Consider the following 18943-nt stretch of genomic DNA (forward strand, 5'->3'; position numbering starts at 1 on the left):
CGAAGTCAAGCCAATTTAGTGACTACAAAATCGAGAAAACAAAAGCGCCTCAAGGGCGCCAATGTTCAGCAATCACGCGGACTTGCGCCCGCATGATGACTACGTGGATGGGAGGAACTTCGGGCTAGGGATCAGCGCTGTCAATTCGCTGTCAATGCCCTTGGGGCAAGCCCGCGGTGGCCGCGACGATTCGTGAAGGATCAGGCGATGACGCGGGTCCGCGCCGGCAGCACGCGCAGCCGCGCGAGCGCGTCGTGCACCGGGTGGCGGTGCAGGTAGCCGTCGCGCTGCGCTTCGGGCACGCGGTGCGCGGCGGTGTCGGTGATCCACGCCCAGGCCTCGTCGGCGAGAGCGGCGGCGGCGGCAGGGTCGCCACGCGCCAGCGCGGCTTGCGCCGGGCCCAGCCAGCGCTCGGCGCGGTAGAGCTGGTTCGGCTCGAGCGCCGGGTTCGCCACCATCAGCGCCTGTGCCGAGCGGCTGGCGTTCTGCGCCGCTGCGGCCACCGTCTCCGGCACGCGGCGCGGCGCGTCATCGCCGCGCCGCGCCAGTGCCGCGGCGCGCAGCCAGGCGGCCAGCGCGACGCCGCACAGGCCGAGCGCGCGCGCTTCGGCGGCGACGGCCAGCAGCTCAGCCGCAGCGGCGGCCGGCGTCAGCAGCGCCGCGCGTTCGATGCGGATCGTCAGGCGCTGCTCGGGCCAGCCGGCCATCGGCGCCAGCGCCAGCGCGTGATCGAAGTCGGCCGCTGCGTCGCGGCCGAGCGCGCGTTTCAGGCGCCCCTGCAGCAGCGCATGGCGCGAGCGCAGCCGGGCCGGCGCGTCGCCGTCGAGCTGCGCGGCCTGCAGCGCCTGCTGCGCGCGCGCCGGCTGCGCCAGATCGAGCCAGATCTGCGCGCGGTGCATCTGCACCACCGGCAGCCAGCCCGAGCGCGCGCGCAGCAGCAGGGCCTCGGCGTCGTCGCACCACTGCAGCGCTTCGCGGTAGGCGCCTGACGCGCGCGCGGCCTGGGCCTGCAGCGCGGCGATGAAGGCGGCGCTGGCGCCTTGCAGCCCGAAGCTGCTGATCAACTGCTGCGCCAGCGCGAGCTGCTCGCGCGCGCCGGCCACATCGCCGGCATTGAGCCGGCTGACCGCCAGGTTGGCGCGCGCGGTGGCCTGGAAGCTGTGGTCGGCGAGCGCCTGCGTCGCGCGGATCACGCGCTGGTGGCAGGGTGCTGCTTCCAGCGGCCGGCCGAGGTTGTCGAGCACCGCGGCGAGGTTGCCGTGGAACTCGGCCGCGGTGTCGCTGCTGCCGTTGGCGTCGACCCAGGGCTCGGCGGCGCGCAGCTGCGGCAGCGCCTCGTCGAAGCGACCGGCCATCGCCAGCGCGGTGCCCAGGCGCTGGCTGATCGAGGCCTTCAGTGCCGGATCGTCGATCTCGGCGGCGAGCGCCAGCGCGCGCTGTCCGTCTTCGATCGCCCCGGCACCGTCGCCCAGGTTGCTGCGGTACCAGGCCCGCTGGCCGGCCGCGTTGGCGCGTTGCGCTGTCGTGCGTGCCAGCCGGTCCAGCCGATCGAGCAGCGGCAGACCGGCGGCATCGCGCATCGTGTTCATGTGCGCTTCGAGCGCCTGCGTCACCCATGCGAAGGCGTCGTCGGGCTGGCCGTGGCCTTCGGCGATGTCGGCCGCGCGCAGCAGGAAGCCGACCCGCTCGGGCTCGCGCAGCGCGGCGTGCGCGCGTTCGGCAGCGGCGCGCAGTGCCGGCAGCGCGCGTGCGGCTTCACCCGCGGCCTCCCAGTGCGCGGCGATGCGCGCCGGTTCGCCGGCATGCGCTTCGAGCCATTGCGCCACCGTGCCATGGGCATGGCAGGCCAGCACCTGCGGAATGCCGGCCAGCACGCCCTCGTGCATCAGGTCGTGCGTGAACGCCGTGCCGCGCAGCACCTGGCGCGCTTCGAGCTCACCCCAGGCATCGGCCAGCTGCAGCGCATCGCTGCCCAGCGCCTGCTCGGCCAGGGGCACCGCGAAATCGATGCCGGCGATGGCCGCGAAACGTGCCAGCCGCAGCGCCGGCGCTGACAGCGCGGTGAGCGCTGTGTCGATCAATTGCCCGACGCTGCGCGGGCAGGGCAGCGTGCCGGCATCGAGCGGCTGGCCCTCGCACCACGCGAGCTTCAGCGTCTCCAGCGCAAACAGCGGGTTGCCGCCGCTGCGCGCGCGCAAGGCCGGCGCCAGCGCGTCGCCGCGCCATCCGGGCAGCGCCAGCGAGTCGACCATCGCCGCCAGCGCCGCATCGTCCAGCGGCTGCAGCGCGAGGGTGTCGAGCGGGCCGGCGGCGGCCAGCTCGGCGAGCGCGCGGCCGAGCGCCGTGCCGTCGACCGGTGGTCGCGACGACAGCACCCAGGCGCCGCCGCCGGCCACCAGTTCGGGCAGCAGCTGCAGGCTGGCGTCGTCGGCGAAATGCAGGTCGTCGAGCACGAGGCCGGCGAGCTGCGCCTGCGCCGCCTGCAATACCGCCTGCAGCGCGGCGATGAACTGGTCGCCGCGCGGCGCGGGCGCTTCGTCGGCGCCGGCGAGCTCGGGCAGCAGCGGCGCCAGGTGCGCGGGCTGCGGCGCGGCATCGAGCAGCGCCGGCCAGCGCGCCTGCACACCGCGCAACAGGCGTGCCAGCGTCGCATACGGCACCAGCGCATCGCCGGGGCGGCCGGCGACGACCAGCGCGCCGGCCGGGTCCTCGTCGAGCGCCTGCAGCAACCGCGACTTGCCCAGCCCGGCGTCGCCGGTCAGCAGCAGCCGGCCGCGGCGCTGCAGCACGCCGTGCAGCAGCGCCAGCTCGGCGGCGCGGCCGACCAGCCGGGGTGGCCGCAGCAGCGCGGCCGGCAGGCGGTGGCGCTGCGCCGCGGCGGCGGCGGCCGGCGCAGCGGGTTGGGCGGCCTCGATCGTCGCCAGCAGCGCCAGCGTCTCGGGCGACGGGCGGGCGCCGAGCTCGTGCTTCAAGAGCTGCTCGCAGCGGTCGAAGGCCTGCAGCGCGGCGGCGCGGTCGCCGGCCAGGTAGTGCAGGCGCACCAGGCAACGCTGCGCATCCTCGCGCAGCGGGTCGAGCGCGACCAGCGCCTCGGCCAGCGGCAGCGCGGCCGCCGGCTGGCCGCCCTGCTCGTGCACCGCGATGCGCTGCAGCAGGCGCTGGCGCTCGGCTTCGCGGCGGCGCCGGCGTTCGGCGGCGAGCCAGTCGGCCAGCGCGCCGTCGGCGTCGGTCTCGAGCGGGCCGAGCAGCGTCGACGCGGCGTGCAGGTCGTGCAACACGCCGGGGGCGAGCGCCAGCACGCGGTTGCCGCTGATCGCCTCGCCGCCGAGCGCATGGCGCAGCCGGAACAGGCGCTGGCGCAGCGCGTTGCGCGCCGCTTCGGCGCTGCTGGCCGGCCACAGCAGGCCGGCCAGGCGTTCGCGCGGCGTCGGGCCTTCGATCGCCAGCCAGGCCAGCAGCAGCGCGTCGATCGTCGCCAGCGGCTGCGGCGCGCCGCCCTCGCACGCGAGCTGCGGCGCGCCGGCGAGGTGCAGCATCAGCGAGGGCGAGGGCGCAGGTTCGGCACGCATGGTCGGGCGCGTACCTTAGCGCCGGCGCTCGGCGCGCGCGTCCACCGTCGGAGGGAAGCGCCGGCCAGCGCCCCCCTCAGCTCGTTAGCGTGAGTACAGCAGCTGCGGCAGCCACAACCCGATCTGCGGCCACATGTACAGCAGCACGATCGCGATCACCTGGATGCCCATGAAAGGCATCATGCCGGCGAAGATCTGGTTCAGCGTGACGTGCGGCGGGCTGACGCCCTTGAGGTAGAACGCCGCCATCGCCACCGGCGGGCTCAGGAAGGCGGTCTGCAGGTTCAGCGCGACCAGCAGCCCGAAGAACAGCGGATCGACGCCGAAGTTGTCGAGCAGCGGAATGAAGATCGGCATGAAGATCACGATGATCTCGGTCCACTCGAGCGGCCAGCCGAGGATGAAGATGATGAACTGCGACAGGATCAGGAACTGCACCTTCGTCAGGTTCATCGACAGCACCCAACGCTCGACGAGCTCCTGCCCGCCCAGCAGCGCGAAGGCCGCCGAGAAGATCGCCGAGCCGACGAACAGCCAGCAGACCATTGCACTGGTCTTGGCGGTGAGGAACACCGACTCCTTCAGCACGCCGGCACTCAGCTGGCGATAGGCGGCCGCCAGCAACAGGCCGCCGAAAGCGCCGACCGCGGCGGCTTCCGTCGGTGTCGCCAGGCCGAAGACGATCGAGCCGAGCACCGCGAGGATCAGCACCACCAGCGGGAAGAACGAGCTCAGCAGCATCTTGAAGATCTCGAGCCGCTGGAAGCTGAAGCGGGCGTAGAACAGCAGCAGCGCGAAGGCGCCGATGCCCAGGCCGATCCAGAACCCGCGCGGGGCGTCGGTGCGTGGCGCGACCGGCGCCGGGGCCGCTGATGCACCGGGCGCGGTGGCGGCACCGGGCGGCTCCTTCACGCCTCCGGCACCGGGCGGCTCCTGCAGGCCTCCGGCCCCGGGTGGCTCCTGCAGGCCGCCCGCGCCGGGCGGCTCGGCGAGGCCACCGGCCGCCGGCGGCGCGGCCAGCCCGGCGCGGCTGCCGGGGGGCTCCTGCACGCCGGCGCTGCCGGCCAGCGGCGCCGCCACGGGTGCCGCCGGCGCGGTGGCAATGAGCCAGCCCAGCACGGCGACCAGCAGGCCCGTGATCAGCGGCAGCAGCGCGATGCCGAGCTGGCGCAGCAGGTAGCCCAGCGGCACGCCGGCGTTGGCACGGCCCTTCAGCGCCCGCAGCAAGGCCGACAGCGCGCGGTTCGAGAAGGCCTCGGACAGCGACTGCGTCAGCGGCGGCAGCGGCACCACGCGGTCGGCGGCCGACAGCGGCGGCGCGAGATGCGGCTTCAGCTTCGCGACCAAGATCACGTAGACGATGTAGAGCCCGGCCAGCATCAGCCCGGGGAAGAACGCGCCGGCATACAGCTGCACCACCGAGACGCCGGCCGTGGCGCCATAGACGATCAGCATCACCGAGGGCGGGATCAGGATGCCCAGGCAGCCGCCGGCGGTGATCGAGCCGGCCGACAGCTTGACGTCGTAGCCCGCGCGCAGCATCTGCGGAAAGGCCAGCAACCCCATCAGCGTGACCACCGCACCGACGATGCCGGTGGCGGTGGCGAAGACCGCGCAGGTGAAGATCGTGGCCACCGCCAGCGAGCCCGGCACGCGGGCCATCGCCAGGTGCAGGCTGCGGAACAGCCGCTCGATCAGGTTGGCGCGTTCAACCAGGTAACCCATGAAGACGAACAAGGGGATCGAGATCAGCACGTCGTTGCTCATCACCTTGAACGCCGCCTGGACCATCAGGTCCAGCGTCTTGTTCGGATCGCGCTCGTAGGCGAGCCAGGTGAAGATCATCCCCATGCCCATCAGCGTGAACGCGGTCGGGAAGCCGAGCATGATCGCCACGACGATCAGCGCCAGCATCAGCAGGCCGAGGTGGCCATTGGTGATGGTCTCGGCCCGCAGCAGCACCACGGCGATGCCGAGCAGGATCAGCCCCATCAGGATGAAGCCGAACCACAGCTCCTTGCGGATCTTCATGCTGTCCCCTTGGGTGGGGCGACGTACTTGTCGAGCGCGGCGATGTCCTCGTCGCGCACGTGCACCATGGCCTTGAGCTTGTCGACGTCGACCTCCTCGACGTCCTGTTCGCGCGACGGCCACGCGCCCTCGCGCAGGCAGACGATGCAGCGCACGATCTCGACGATGCCCTGCAGCAGCAGCAACCCGCCGGCGAAGGGGATCACGAACTTGAACGGGTACAGCGGCAGCGGCGTCGCCGAGAAGGTCTTCTCGCGGATCACCAGCGCCTCCACCGCGTAGGTCCAGCCGGCCCAGGTCAGCGCGACGATGCCCGGCAGGAAGAACAGCACGTAGAGCACCAGGTCCACCGTGGCCTGCGTGCGTGGGGCGAAGAAGCCGTAGAGCACGTCGCCGCGCACGTGGTTGTTCTTGGCCAGCGTGTAGGCGCCGGCCATCATGAACAGCGTGCCGTACAACATGATCTGCACGTTCAGCGCCCAGTCGTGCGGCTGGTTCAACGCGTAGCGCGAGAAGACCTCGGCGCTGATCAGCAGCGTCATGATCAGCACCGACCAGGCAAAGAACTGCCCGAGCCAGGTCGACAGGCGATCAACCGCCAGCAACAGCTTCTGCATTCGCCCTCCTCGTGATGCTCACGCGCCTCGCAAAGAGGACTGCCGGCGCTCAGGTCGCGGCCGGCAGTCCGGGGGAGCGCGGAACCTCTTCTACTTCTTGCCGAAGTAGTGGTTGTAGGCCATCTTCATGTCGACCAGGTAGTCGTTCTGCCACTGGCCGGCGCGCTGCGCGAACGCGCGCTGGCTGTCGAGCACCTTCTTGAACAGCGCGTTCTCGGCGGCCTTCTTGGCGACCACCTTGTCGTAGGTGTCGAGCTGCGCGCGCAGGATGGCGTCGGGTGTCTTGTAGAAGTTGACGCCGGCCTTCTTCAGCTCGATGTAGTCCTTCGAGTTGCGGTCGATGGCCTTCCAGCTCATGTCGGCGCTGGACGCTTCGACGGCGTAGTCGATGATCTTCTTCAGCTCGGCCGGCAGCGCGCGGTACTTCGGGCCGTTGAACAGGATTTCGAACTGCTCGCTGCTCTGGTGGAAGCTCTGCAGCATGCAGTTCTTCACCACGTCGGGGAAGCCGAGCAGGCGATCGGACGAGGCGTTGTTGAACTCGGCCCCGTCGATCAGGCCGCGGTCGAGCGCGGGCACGATCTCGCCGCCGGGCAGCGGGTTGACCGCCGCGCCCATTTCGGTGAAGACGTCGACCGCGATGCCGACGGTGCGGAACTTGATGCCCTTGAGATCCTCGACGCGCGCGATCGGCTTCTTGAACCAGCCCAGCGGCTGCGTCGGCATCGGCCCGTAGACATAGGACTGCACGTCCATGTTCAGGCTCTTGTAGATCTCCTGCAGCAGCTCCTCGCCGCCGCCGTACTTGTGCCAGGCGAGCAGCATGTTGGCGTCCATGCCGAACGAGGGACCCGAGCCCCACAGCGACAGCGCGGTGTTCTTGCCGTAGTGGTAGACCAGCACGCCGTGCGCGCCGTCGAGCGTGCCCTTGTTGACGGCTTCGAGCACCTGGAAGGCGCCGACCACCGCGCCGGAGGGCAGCACTTCGATCTTCAGCCGCCCGCCGGCCATCTCGTTGACCTTCTTCGCGAAGTCGAGGGCGTACTCGTGGAAGATGTCCTTCGCCGGCCAGGTCGACTGGAAGCGGAAGCTGGTGGTCTGCGCGCGCGAGATCATCGGCGCGGCCAGGCCACCCGCGGCAACGCCGCCGGCCGCGGCACGCTTGAGGAAACGACGTCGCGGCGCGCCCGGCGCGCCGGCCTTCTTCAGCTCGGACATGGCTTGTCTCCGGTTATTGGCGGAACGTGCGGCCTGCAGAGCGAGGCCTGCGCGACCCACTATTCGCCGCCGTCCCCCGCTTGGCAATGGGGCGATCCCTGCCGGGCGGGGCCGCAAAAATGCAGGCCTCTCCTGCGCGACTCTATTGCGCGATGGCTTCGACCTGCACCAACAGGCGCACCGAGTCGCCGACGAAGGGCAGGCTGTGCGTGATGCCGAAGGCGCTGCGGTTGAAGCGCGCCTCGAAGTCGCCGCCGCAGACCTCGCGCTTGAACAGCGGGCTGGTGTAGCAGCGAAAGCGCTGCGCCTTCAATTCCAGCGGCTGGCCGACGCCGCGCAGCGTGAACTCGCCGCGCACGGCCGTGACCTGGCCCTGCGCATCGATGTCGAAACGCTCGGCGACGAAGAAGGCTTGGGGGTGCGCTTCGACCGACAGCATGTCGGCTTCGCGCAATCGGGCGTCGAGCACGGCCAAGCCGGTGCTGACTTTCGGGGTGTCGACCACCACCTGCACGCGGCCGCGGCGCTCGGCGCGGTCGAAGCTCAACGTGCCCTCGAGCGGCCCGAAGCGGCCGCGCAAAGTGGATGCGCCGAAGTGCAGAAGCTCGAAGTGCACGAAGCTGTGCGTCGGGTCGAGCCGGAAGTCCTGCGGCGCGGCGGTGGCCGCGCCGCTGGCCGCCGCGAGCGTGAAGAGCAGCGCGGCGGCGGGTTTCATGCGAGGGAGCTTACTGCTGCTTGATCGCTTCGACCTGCACGATCAGGCGCACGGCGTCCGGGAAGCCCATCTTCAGGCCCCAGTCCATGCCGAACTGGCTGCGCTGGATCGTGGTCTCGAAGTCGCCACCGCAGACCTCGCGCTTGAGCATCGGGTTGTCGTAGCAGTTGAAGTTGCTGGCCTTCAAGGTCACCGGCGCGGTCTTGCCCAGCAGCGTCAGCTGGCCGGCGACTTCGCTGACCTTGTCGCCCGCGAAGTTGAACTTCTCGGAAACGAACTTCGCGCTCGGGTGCTCGGCGACGTTGAAGAAGTCCTTGCTCTGCAGGTGCTTGTCGAAGGGCGCGACGCCGGTGCTGATCGACGTGGTGTCGATCGTCACCTCGAGCTTGCCGTTCTTGGTGGCGCGGTCGAACTGTGCGGCGCCGCTCTTCTTGTCGAAGCGGCCGCGGTTCGTCGAGGTGCCGAAGTGGCCGATCTCGAAGGTCACGAAGGTGTGCGTCGGGTCGAGCGCGTAGGTCGCGCCCTGCGCTTGCGCGCCGACGGCGGTGGCGGCCAGGACGGCGGCGAGGATGCTGCGAATGATCATCGGGAAACTCCAGGGCTGTGTTGGGAGGGAAAGAGAGCGCGTCTACAGCGGCGCGAAGCCGGGGGACTCTTACAACGGCGCGAGGCCGTTGAGAGCGAGCTTGAACTTGACCTGCACCTCGTTGGCGACCATCGAGGTGTCGGCCCATTCGCCTTCACCGATCTTGAAGTCGAGCCGCTTGATCGTGAAGCTGCCGACCGCGGTGCTGGCTGCGCCGGCCTGCGTGACGGCCACCGGCACGATCACGTCGCGGACGCTGCCTTTGATCGTCAGCTTGCCGGTCACTTCGTACTTGCCGGCGCCGGCGGCCTTGATGCCGGTCGACTGGAAGCTCGCCTGCGGGAACTTGGCGACGTTGAACCAGTTGGCCTTGGGCACTTCGGCATCGGTCTCGGCGGCGCCGAAGCTGGCCGAAGCGGTGTCGATCGTCAGCTGGACCTGGCCGGCCTCGGGCTTCTTCGGATCGAGCGCGACCTGCGCCGCCCACTTCTTGAACTTGCCCTCGACCGGCACGCCCATCTGCTTGCTGACGAAGGCGATCTCGCTTTGCGCGGGCACGACGGTCTGGGCAGAGGCGGAGGCGGCGAGGGCGGCGAACGCGGCCGCGATGACGAGGGAACGTGACATCAGGATCTTTCTCCGGCGCTCGATGAACATGCGCCGACCTACGAAGCCAGGGTGGAAAACGGACGCGGTGCCCATCAGCCGCGCGTGGGCATCATGCGCAGCAGCAGGCCGTCGCGATCGACGAAGTGGTGCTTCAGCGCGGCGCCGACGTGCAGCACGACCACGATCGCCAGCGTGTAGGCCAGCCGCCCGTGCCAGGGCTTGATCGCTTCGGCGAGCGCCTTGTCGGGGCTGACGAAGTCGGGCAGCGGCAGCACGCCGAACCAGACGATCGGAAAACCGGCGGCCGAGCTGTAGGCCCAGCCGACCAGCGGCACGGCGAAGAACAAGACATACAGGAGCCCGTGCGCGGCATGCGCGGCGTTGGCCTGCCAGGCCGGCATCGGCGCATCGGCCGGCGGCGTGTGCGTCAGGCGCCAGAGCAGGCGCCCGGCGCTCAGCGTCAGGATCGTCACGCCGGCCCACTTGTGCCAGTTGTAGAGCTTCAGCCGCGTCGGCGACATCGTCAGGCCGGTCATGTACCAGCCGACGCCGAGCGAGCCGAGGATCATCAGCGCCAGCAGCCAGTGCAGCGCGATGGCCGGCGTGCTGTAGCGGCGGGCGAGGTCCGGGGAGGGCGACATGGCGCGCAGTGTGCCGGCGCGCTCGGAGGGCAGCGTTCAGCGGTCTTGAGCCGCTGCTTCAGTTTGCTTGAACGGAAAAGTTCCCGACCGTCAATCTGACAGCATGGTCGGGCCGATCCGCAAGGGTGCGAGCGCGGCCTCGAGCGCGGCGTGCGTCTCGGCCGGCAGCAGCCGGTGGCGCAGTGCGAAGTCGAGCGTCACGAGCCCGGCGTCGACGGTCATCGCATCGGTCGCGGCCAGCGCCAGCGCCTCGGCGATCGGCATCAAGGTCAGCTCGGCGACCTCGCCGTCCTGGTTCACCGGCGTCGTCGCGGCCGGCAGCGCGAGGTCGAAGACGCTCAGGTGCTCACGCTGGAAGCCCTCCGGGATGTCGCGCGCCAGCTGCAGCACATGGCCGGGCTCCAGGTCGAGCATCTCGCGCGGCGTCAGCCCGGCTTCCTCCCAGCCTTCGCGCAGCACCGTCTCGAGCGGGCTCTGGCCCTCGGGCACGCCGCCGCCGATCAGGTTGTCGAGCAGGCCGGGGTCGGTGGGTTTGTCGAGCGCCCGGCGCGCGATCCACATCGCCTGCGGCCGGCCGTCGTTGTCGGCGACGTAGCCGTTGCAGTGCGCGCCGAAGGTCAGCGTGCCCCAGAAGCGCGCTGCCGTGCGTTCGATGCTGGCCAGCCGCCGGCCATCGCCGAGTGCAGTGACCGGGTAGGTCTCGCTGCGCCAGCCGATCAGCAGGCCTGCGTGATGCAGCCAGCGGTTGGCTTCGGCGAAGAAGGCGTTGCGTTCGTCGGCCGGGACGGTCAGCGTGACGCTCTCGGGATCGATGCGCAGCGCGCCGGTCCAACGCGCCAGCGCCGCCAAGTGCGTGCGCGCCACCGAACCGGCTTCGAGCGCTTCGCCGCCATCGACGATGAACAAGCGCACTCGCGTGCTGCCGTTGCAGGCCCGCGCAAGCGGCAGGGCATGCCAGCGCGGCGTCCTCATGACATGGCCCCCTCGGGGCGGACGCCGGCCTTGCCGGATCGGATTCGCTTGGCCATCATGGCCTGCATGTCGAACGGCCGAAGCAGTCCGGTGAATGTGATCCGTGCAGAGGTGAGGGACGACTTCCTGTTCACGTTTCGCGGCCGCGAGGCGATTGGCATACGTGTGCTGGACCCTGGAGTTGATGCGGCGCATCTGCACGATTGGTTCAACCGCGACTACGCCAGATTCTGGGGCATGCAGCACAAGTCGCTCGAGGAGGTGCGCACCCGGTTGATCAAGATGCTGCAGCGCTCTGACCGGGAATTGCTGATGGGCGTGAGGCTATCGACCGGCGAGCGTTTGTTCATGCTCGAGTGCTACCGGCCGGAAAGCGACGCGCTCGGCCGCTACTACGCCGTGCAGCCTGCCGACCGGGGCTTTCATCTGATCGTGGCGCCGCCACGCCACGAGCGGGTTCCGGACTTGACCTATTTCGTCATGCTCGCATTGAGCGGCTACCTGTTCCGCGATCCGGCGGTGCGGCGCATCGTGGCTGAGCCGGACATCCGCAACCACAAGATGTTGGTGCGCTGTGCGCAGGCGGGCTACGAGCTCGGCAAGGCGCTGTATCTCCCGCACAAGACGGCGAGACTGATCTCGCTGACGCGTGAGCGGTTTGCGCAGCTCGACTGCGCACGGGCGCCGCCCAAGCCGCAGTTGCCGCCCCGGGCACCCCTGGTGAGCTTGCACATGACGATGGGCAAGCTCGCCACGCTGCTTGTTCGGGTCGGTGGGAAGCTCCGACTCATCAAGCGGTGATCGTCGCTCAACCGTTCGTCACGGCCCTTCCCCCGGCGGCCTGCCCGACGGCCGCGCCGCTGCTCTGCCGCCAACGCACCATCAACCCTTCCCACTTGGCACGCGCGGCGGCCAGGTGGCGTTCCTTCACGTGGCCATAGCCGCGGATCTCCTCGGGTAGGCGCGCGATCTCGGCGGCCTGCGCGAGGTTGGCGGCGCTCAAGCCGCGCAGCAGCTCGTCGATCGTCGTGCGGTAGTCGACGATCAGCTGGCGCTCGGTGCGGCGCTCTTCCGTCTTGCCGAAGATGTCGAGCGCCCCGCCGCGCAGGCCCTTGAACTTCGCCAGCAGCCCGAAAGCGGTGCGCATCCACGGGCCGAACGGCTTCTTGACCAGCTCACCCTTGTCGTTGCGCTTGGCGAAGAGCGGCGGCGCCAGGTGGTGCACCAGCTTGAAGTCACCTTCGAACATCGCGTCGACCTTGGCCTGGAAGGCCGGATCGGTGTGCAGCCGCGCGACCTCGTACTCGTCCTTGTAGGCCATCAGCTTGAACAGGTAGCGGGCGACCGCTTCGCTCAACGCCGTGCCCTTGTTCAACCCGCTTTCAGCGGCGCGCACCTTGTCGACGACCGCCTTGTAGGTCTGGGCGTAGGCCGCGTCCTGGTAGCCGGTCAGGAACTCGATCCGCTTGCCAATCATTTCGTCGAGCGAGGGCTTCTTGACGAACTCGATCACCTGCGCGGTCTTGAACAGCACCTGCACCGACTGGAGGTCGTGGGCGCAGCGCCGGCCCCATTCGAAGGCCGCCTTGTTGTTGTCGACCTGCACGCCGTTCAACTCGATCGCGCGCATCAGCGCGGCATGGCCGAGCGGGATGCGGCCCGACTGCCAGGCGAAGCCGAGCATCAGCGGGTTGGTGTAGATGCTGTCGCCCAGCGTCTGCACGGCCACCTGCTCGGCATCGAAGTTGCGCAGTTGGTCGCGGCCCACCGCATGCTGCAGCGCGGCCTCGCAGCTGCCGGCCGGGAACTGCCAGTTCGGGTTGGTGACGAAGGCCGCGCTCGGCGTGCCGTGGCTGTTCATCGCGACGAAGGTGCGGCCCAGCTGCATCACCTGCAGCGTGTACTTCTGCGCACCGACGATCGCATCGCAGGCGATCACCAGATCGGCCTTCGCGGTGTCGACCTTGGTGGTGTGGATCGCTTCCGGGCGGTTGGCGATCTGGATGTGGCTCCAGGTGCTGCCGCCCTTTTGCGCCAGGCCGCCGGCATCCTGCGTGACGATGCCCTTGCCTTCGAGGTGAGCGGCCATGCCGAGCAGCTGGCCGATGGTGATCACGCCGGTGCCGCCGACGCCGGCGACGACGATGCCCCAGGCCGTTTCGGCCACCGGCAGCGCGGGCTCCGGCAGCGGCGGCAGGCCGGTCAGATCCGCCTTGTTGGCCTTCTTCGGCTTCTTCAGCGTGCCGCCTTCGACGGTCACGAAGCTCGGGCAGAAGCCCTTGACGCAGGAGAAGTCCTTGTTGCAGGTGTTCTGGTTGATGCGGCGCTTGCGGCCGAACTCGGTCTCGACCGGCTCGACCGACAGGCAGTTCGATTGCACCGAGCAGTCGCCGCAGCCTTCGCAGACCAGCTCGTTGATGACCACGCGCTTCTCGCTCTCGGCCATCGTGCCGCGCTTGCGGCGGCGCCGCTTCTCGGTGGCGCAGGTCTGGTCGTAGATGATCACGGTGCAGCCTTCGAGCTCGCGGAACTGGCGCTGGATCGCATCGAGCTCGTCGCGGTGGTGCACGGTGACGCCGGTGGCCAGCGGCGCGCCGTCGTACTTCTCGGGCTCGTCGGTGACGATCACCAGCTTGCGCACGCCTTCGCTGAGCACGCTGTTCATGATCTGCAGCACCGAGTGCCCTTCAGGCCGCTCGCCGACGCGCTGGCCGCCGGTCATCGCGACGGCGTCGTTGTAGAGGATCTTGTAGGTGATGTTGACGCCGGCGGCGATCGACTGGCGGATTGCCAGCAGGCCGCTGTGGAAGTAGGTGCCGTCGCCGAGGTTGGCGAAGATGTGCTTCTCGGTGGTGAACGGCGCCTGGCCGACCCAGGGCACGCCTTCGCCGCCCATCTGCGTGAAGGTGCTGGTGCTGCGGTCCATCCACACCGTCATGTAGTGGCAGCCGATGCCGGCGACCGCGCGCGAGCCTTCGGGCACGCGGGTCGAGGTGTTGTGCGGGCAGCCCGAGCAGAACCAGGGCGCGCGTTCGCCGGTGTTCAGGTCCATCAGCGCGAGCGAGGCTTCCTTGGCCTCGATCACCGCGATGCGCTCGTCCATGCGGCGCACGGTGTCGGCATCGACGCCGAGCTTCTTCAGCCGCTTGGCGATGGCCTTGGCGATGATCGCCGGCGTGAGATCCGCCTTCGCGCGCAGCAGCCAGTTGGCGCTCGGGTTGGGCATCGACCATTCGCCGCCGACGCCGTCCTCGGGCTCGTCGAACTTGCCGAGCACGTTCGGCCGCACGTCGGCGCGCCAGTTGTAGAGCTCTTCCTTGAGCTGGTACTCGATGACCTGGCGCTTCTCCTCGACGACCAGGATCTCCTGCAGGCCTTGCGCGAAGTCGCGCGTGATCGTCGCCTCCAGCGGCCACACCACATTGACCTTGTGCAGCCGGATGCCCAGCCGCGTGCAGGCGGCGTCGTCGAGGCCCAGGTCGGACAGCGCCTGGCGCGTGTCGTTGTAGGCCTTGCCGGTGGCGATGATGCCGAAGCGGTCGTTCGGGCCGGCGATGACGTTGTGGTTCAGCTTGTTGGCGCGCACGTAGGCCAGCGCCGCGTACCACTTGTAGTCCATCAGCCGCGCTTCCTGCTCCAGCGGCGGATCGGGCCAGCGGATGTGCAGGCCGCCCGGCGGCATCTGGAAATCCTCGGGGATGATGATGTTGACGCGGTCGGCGTCGACCAACACCGACGACGACGATTCGACGACCTCCTGGATCGTCTTCATGCCGGTCCACACGCCCGCGAAGCGGCTCATCGCGAACGCGTGCAGCCCCATGTCGAGGATGTCCTGCACGTTCGACGGGAAGAACACCGGCAGACCGCAGGCCTTGAAGATGTGGTCGCTCTGGTGCGCCGCGGTCGAGCTCTTGCTGACGTGGTCGTCGCCGGCGATCGCGATCACGCCGCCGTGCTTCGAGGTGCCCGCCATGTTGGCGTGCTTGAAGACGTCGGAGCAGCGGTCGACGCCCGGGCCCTTGCCGTACCAGATGCCGAAGACGCCGTCGTGCTTCTTTTCCTTCGGGTACAGATCGAGCTGCTGCGTGCCCCAGACGGCGGTGGCACCGAGCTCTTCATTCACACCGGGCTGGAACACGATGTTGTGCTCGGCCAGGTGCTTCTTCGCGGCCGCCAGCGCCTGGTCGTAACCGCCGAGCGGCGAGCCGCGGTAGCCGCTGACGAAGCCGCCGGTGTTCAGCCCGGCGAGCGCATCGCGCTGGCGCTGCAGCATCGGCAGGCGCACCAGCGCCTGCACCCCGCTCATGAAGGCGCGGCCATGGTCGAGCGCGTATTTGTCTTCGAGAGAGACGGTCTCGAGGGCCTTGCGGATCGACTCGGGCAGGGGGGCATTCATGGGCGGCGGCTCCACGCGTGGGAAGTCGGTCAGTGTAGGAAAACGGGGCTGCGAAGTCTTTTCTTTCTTTGCCGTCCTTGCCATACTTGCAGCAAGCTTCTTGCTGAATTCATGCCGATAAAAGAAAGAAAACTGCTCAACAAGCCCGGTCCAGGGAAAACGCTGAGCGCTGCGGCCGAGGCCGACGAAAGCCACGGCCAGGGTCAAGGGCTCGACCGCTACGACGTCGCGATCCTCGACGAGCTGCAGCGTGATGCCCGGCTGTCGAACGCCGAGCTGGCCTCCCGCATCGGGCTGTCGGCCGCACCGACCTGGCGCCGCGTCAAATGGCTGGAAGCGCAGGGCTACATCACCGGCTACCGCGCCGAGATCGACCGCCGCCGCATCGGCCTGGGCGTGCTGGCCTTCGTGCGCGTCGACGCCGAGCGCAACAACGCCGAGGCCACGCAGGCGCTGGCCGAGGCGATCCGCGGCCTGCCGGAAGTCATCGCCTGCCACTACATCAGCGGCGCCGGCACCTTCGAGCTGCACGTCGTCACCACCGACCTCGACGCCTATGCGCGCTGGACCATGGACACGCTGTTCAAGCTGCCCAACGTCAAGGACGTGCACACCAGCTTCTCGCTCGGCGAGTTGAAGTCGAGCGCGACCTTGCCGTTGGCGCATCTTCGGACGGCGCCGCGGTGAGCGCCGCCCGGCCGCTCCGAAGGCGCTCGCTCCCCCTCGGGGGGACCGGCGCGAAGCGCCGTAGGGGGCTCGGGTGAGCGTTGCGCTCCCTTGGCGCCACGCGCTGCTGGCGCTGGCGGTCGTCGCCGTCTGGGGCACCAACTTCGCGATCATCCGCATTGCGCTCGAGGAGATGCCGCCGCTGACGATGGCGACGCTGCGCTTCCTGTTCGCGCTGCTGCCGGCGGCGCTCTTCCTGCAGCGGCCGGCGGTGCCGTGGCGTGACCTGGCGGCCTACGGCGTGCTGATCGGCGCCGGCCAGTTCGGGCTGCTGTTCGTCGCGATGCAGGGGCGCATCTCGCCCGGGTTGGCATCGCTGGTCGTGCAGACGCAGGTCTTCTTCACGATCGGGCTGGCGATGTGGGTCGCGCGGCGCAGTGGCGGCGCGCACCAGGAACGGCTGCGGCCGTTCCAGTGGATCGCGCTGGCGCTGGCGGCGGCGGGCCTGGTCGTGATCGCGCTGAATGTCGACGCGCAGACGACGCCGCTGGGCGTGTTGATGGTGCTGGCGGCGGCTTTGAGCTGGGCCGGCGGCAACATCGTCAGCCGCCGCGCCGGGCGGGTGAACATGCTGGCCTACGTGGTGTGGGCGAGCCTGTTCTCGGTGCCACCGCTGCTCGTGCTGGCGTGGATCGTCGAAGGCCCCGAGCGCATCGCGCACGGCCTGCAGCACGCCGGCGCGGCGACCTGGGCCGCTGTGCTGTGGCAATCGGTGGGCAACACCTTGTTCGGCTACGCCGCCTGGGGCTGGTTGCTGCTGCGCCATCCGGCCTCGACGATCGTGCCGTGGGCGCTGCTGGTGCCGGTGTTCGGCCTGGTCAGTTCGGCGCTGTGGCTGGGTGAGCCCTTGCCGGCATGGAAGGTCGGCGCGGCCGCGCTCGTCGTCGGCGGGCTGGCGTTGAATTTGTGGTGGCCGGCGCTGCGCGGGTTGTTGAAGCGCTGAAACGAGTCGGCGCGCAGCGCGTAAGCTCGCGCGATGCCTGTCCGCATGCTGCCGCAGCGACTCCGTTGCACCGCGCTCGCTGCGGCGCTGCTGGTCGGTGCGGCGACGGCCGGCGCGCAGCGCCCGCGCTCGGAGCGCGAGGAGCTCGCGCGCTCGCTGCTGCCCGACGTGCCGCTGCGCATCGGCCTGCGCTGCGCCACCGAAGCGCCCGCAGCGCCGGCGCCCGGCAGCGTGACCACCGGCACGACAGGCAGCACCGAGATGCCCGGCGCCCGCACCTGGCGCTCATCGGCCGCGGCGCCCGACGCGCCCTTGCTCGAAGTGACGGTGGCCAACGGCGAGCTCGGCAGCCTGCGCTGGCAGGACGGCCGCGCGCCGCAGCGCGAGTACGAGCTGGTCGGCGCCTGGCTGCCCTCGCCCGGCGCCTCCGCACCGCGTGGCGGGGCGCCCCGCGGCGCCATCACCTTGCAGCCGAGCAGCCGCCCCGACGCCCAGCGCGAGCTGCAGGTCGAGCCGCGCTGGCCCGGCGGCAGCGAGCCGGTGCGCATCACCGTCGTGACGCGGCAGACCACCGACTCCGCGCCGGCCGCTGCGCGGCCCGGCTGGTCGCTGCAGACGGTGCTGCAAGTGCCGCTGGAGCGCTGGACCACGCTGGCGCGGGCGGTCGATGGCGGTGCGCCCGGCTGCGCGCTGCAGGTGAAGGTGTCGCGTACGGGTCGTTAGGCCGGCGGCTTCGGCCACAGCGCCCACAGCCGCAGCGGCTGCTTCATGCGCCCGGCCTGCTGCTCGGCGGTCTCGCCGGTGCCCCAGAAGTAGTCGATGCGCACCGCGCCGGTGATTGCGCCGCCCGTGTCCTGCGCCATCACCAGCCGCCGCAGCGGCGTGCTCGACAGCGGCTCGGTGGTGTCCAGCCACAGCGGCGTGCCGTAGGGCACGGCGCTGGGGTCGACAGCCACCGAGCGGCCGGCGGTCAGCGGCACGCCTTGCGCGCCTTTCGGGCCGCTGGGCTGGCCGCTCACATCGGGCGTCAGCGCCTCCTCGCGGAAGAAGACCACGCGCGGATTGCTCCACAACATCTCGTTCAGGCGCTGCGGCGTCGCGCGCTGGCCCCAGTCGCGGATCGCCGGCCACGACGCGGCGTCGGCGCGCAGTTCACCCTGCTCGATCAGCCAGCGGCCGACCGAGCGGTAGGGCTGGTCGTTGTGCGCGGCGAAGGCCAGGCGCAGCTCGCGCTCGCGGCCGTCGGGCTCGACGAGGCGCAGCCGGCCCGAGCCCTGGATCTGCAGGACCAGCACGTCGAGTGGGCTGGCGACGTAGGCGATCTCGAGGCCGCGCAGCGCCTGGCGCGCCGCCGGCAGGGTCTCGAGCTGCTGGCGTGTCCAATACGGGCGGCGTTCGCCCAGGTCGGCGGGCGGGCGGTACAGCGGCACCGTGAAGCCGGGCCGCGGGCGCCGGCTGGCGGCGATCAGCGGCTCGAAGTAGCCGGTGGCCAGGCCTTGCGCCGTGCCGTCGCGGGCCTCGACGCGGTAGGGCTGCAGTTCCTGCTGCAGGAACTCGCGCGCGAAGCCGTGGTCGGCCGGCGTGAAGCGCGCGGCGCGCTGGCACACCCCGATCCACTCGGGCGTCGGCTTGATGCAGCCGGCGCGCAGCGCGGGCCACAGCTCGGCGCTGCGGTCGTCGGCCCAGCCCGGCAGCTCGGACCACGACACCGCCACCCAGCGCGCACCGGGACGCTCGATCACCGGGCCGGCGAGCGCCGGCGCGGGTGGCGTCGGGCGCGCTCGGCTGTCGGTCACCGGCGGCTGCGGCCGCGCGTCGTCGACCGGGGCCGGCCGCTCGCCGGGCGGCGCTGCGCAGCCGGCGACGATGCCTAGAATCGCCGCCGCTGCGCTGCGGGGTCCTGTTCTCATGTGGGTG

15 protein-coding genes are annotated in these 18943 nt (G+C 70.3%); 4 read left to right on the forward strand and 11 right to left on the reverse strand.

What is annotated here, in order from left to right; all coding sequences use genetic code 11:
• Window positions 1-200 precede the first annotated feature (200 nt).
• The 9 genes from HLB44_RS05115 to HLB44_RS05155 all read right to left on the reverse strand — a co-directional run bounded on the left by HLB44_RS05115 (window position 201) and on the right by HLB44_RS05155 (window position 10958).
• The gene (locus tag HLB44_RS05115) at window positions 201-3569 is read right to left on the reverse strand and encodes an ATP-binding protein (RefSeq protein ID WP_173121354.1); all 3369 of its coding nucleotides are present in this window, start codon (window positions 3567-3569) and stop codon (window positions 201-203) included.
• Between the two features lie 84 nt (window positions 3570-3653).
• Window positions 3654-5600, reverse strand: a complete 1947-nt coding sequence (locus HLB44_RS05120; RefSeq protein ID WP_173121356.1) for a TRAP transporter large permease — start codon at window positions 5598-5600, stop codon at window positions 3654-3656.
• Entirely contained in the window at window positions 5597-6217 is a 621-nt protein-coding gene (locus HLB44_RS05125) for a TRAP transporter small permease subunit (RefSeq protein WP_173121358.1), read from the reverse strand. The genes HLB44_RS05120 and HLB44_RS05125 overlap by 4 nt, the downstream gene beginning before the upstream one ends.
• 90 nt (window positions 6218-6307) lie before the next feature.
• Complete coding sequence (locus HLB44_RS05130) at window positions 6308-7435, reverse strand: TRAP transporter substrate-binding protein (protein WP_173121360.1); 1128 nt, start codon at window positions 7433-7435, stop codon at window positions 6308-6310.
• 142 nt (window positions 7436-7577) lie between these two features.
• Window positions 7578-8150 carry a YceI family protein gene (locus HLB44_RS05135; protein ID WP_173121362.1) on the reverse strand — a complete coding sequence of 191 codons (573 nt, stop codon included), beginning with the start codon at window positions 8148-8150 and terminating at the stop codon, window positions 7578-7580.
• A gap of 10 nt (window positions 8151-8160) precedes the next feature.
• The gene (locus HLB44_RS05140) at window positions 8161-8736 is read right to left on the reverse strand and encodes a YceI family protein (RefSeq protein WP_173121364.1); all 576 of its coding nucleotides are present in this window, start codon (window positions 8734-8736) and stop codon (window positions 8161-8163) included.
• 69 nt (window positions 8737-8805) lie between these two features.
• On the reverse strand, window positions 8806-9363 hold the full coding sequence (locus HLB44_RS05145; RefSeq protein ID WP_246312097.1) for a YceI family protein: 558 nt from the start codon (window positions 9361-9363) through the stop codon (window positions 8806-8808).
• A 74-nt stretch (window positions 9364-9437) separates the two neighbouring features.
• A complete protein-coding gene (locus tag HLB44_RS05150) occupies window positions 9438-9986 on the reverse strand; it encodes a cytochrome b (RefSeq protein ID WP_173121368.1) in 549 nt (182 codons plus the stop codon).
• A 90-nt stretch (window positions 9987-10076) separates the two neighbouring features.
• The gene (locus tag HLB44_RS05155; RefSeq protein WP_173121370.1) at window positions 10077-10958 is read right to left on the reverse strand and encodes an NUDIX hydrolase; all 882 of its coding nucleotides are present in this window, start codon (window positions 10956-10958) and stop codon (window positions 10077-10079) included.
• 57 nt (window positions 10959-11015) lie between these two features.
• Here HLB44_RS05155 and HLB44_RS05160 point away from each other — a divergent pair, with 57 nt between their 5' ends.
• Window positions 11016-11759, forward strand: coding sequence for a GNAT family N-acetyltransferase (locus HLB44_RS05160; RefSeq protein ID WP_246312127.1), 744 nt, complete (start codon window positions 11016-11018; stop codon window positions 11757-11759).
• Window positions 11760-11766: 7 nt separating this feature from the next.
• Here the strand turns inward: HLB44_RS05160 and HLB44_RS05165 are convergent, their stop codons facing one another.
• Window positions 11767-15357 (reverse strand): indolepyruvate ferredoxin oxidoreductase family protein, encoded by a 3591-nt coding sequence (locus HLB44_RS05165; protein ID WP_173121374.1) that lies wholly within the window; start codon window positions 15355-15357, stop codon window positions 11767-11769.
• Window positions 15358-15468: 111 nt separating this feature from the next.
• On the opposite strand from HLB44_RS05165, the gene HLB44_RS05170 reads away from it, so the two are divergent.
• The 3 genes from HLB44_RS05170 to HLB44_RS05180 all read left to right on the forward strand — a co-directional run bounded on the left by HLB44_RS05170 (window position 15469) and on the right by HLB44_RS05180 (window position 17749).
• Complete coding sequence (locus HLB44_RS05170) at window positions 15469-16044, forward strand: Lrp/AsnC family transcriptional regulator (RefSeq protein WP_173121376.1); 576 nt, start codon at window positions 15469-15471, stop codon at window positions 16042-16044.
• A gap of 73 nt (window positions 16045-16117) precedes the next feature.
• Window positions 16118-17026 carry an EamA family transporter gene (locus HLB44_RS05175; protein ID WP_173121378.1) on the forward strand — a complete coding sequence of 303 codons (909 nt, stop codon included), beginning with the start codon at window positions 16118-16120 and terminating at the stop codon, window positions 17024-17026.
• A gap of 33 nt (window positions 17027-17059) precedes the next feature.
• Window positions 17060-17749 (forward strand): hypothetical protein, encoded by a 690-nt coding sequence (locus HLB44_RS05180; RefSeq protein WP_173121380.1) that lies wholly within the window; start codon window positions 17060-17062, stop codon window positions 17747-17749.
• On the opposite strand, the gene mltA is transcribed toward HLB44_RS05180, so the two are convergent.
• The gene (gene mltA, locus HLB44_RS05185) at window positions 17746-18936 is read right to left on the reverse strand and encodes a murein transglycosylase A (RefSeq protein ID WP_173121382.1); all 1191 of its coding nucleotides are present in this window, start codon (window positions 18934-18936) and stop codon (window positions 17746-17748) included. The two genes, HLB44_RS05180 and mltA, sit on opposite strands and share 4 nt — an antisense overlap.
• Between the last annotated feature and the right edge of the window lie 7 nt (window positions 18937-18943).

This window comes from Pseudaquabacterium terrae (assembly GCF_013266755.1).
GTDB classification, from domain to species: domain Bacteria; phylum Pseudomonadota; class Gammaproteobacteria; order Burkholderiales; family Burkholderiaceae_C; genus Pseudaquabacterium; species Pseudaquabacterium terrae.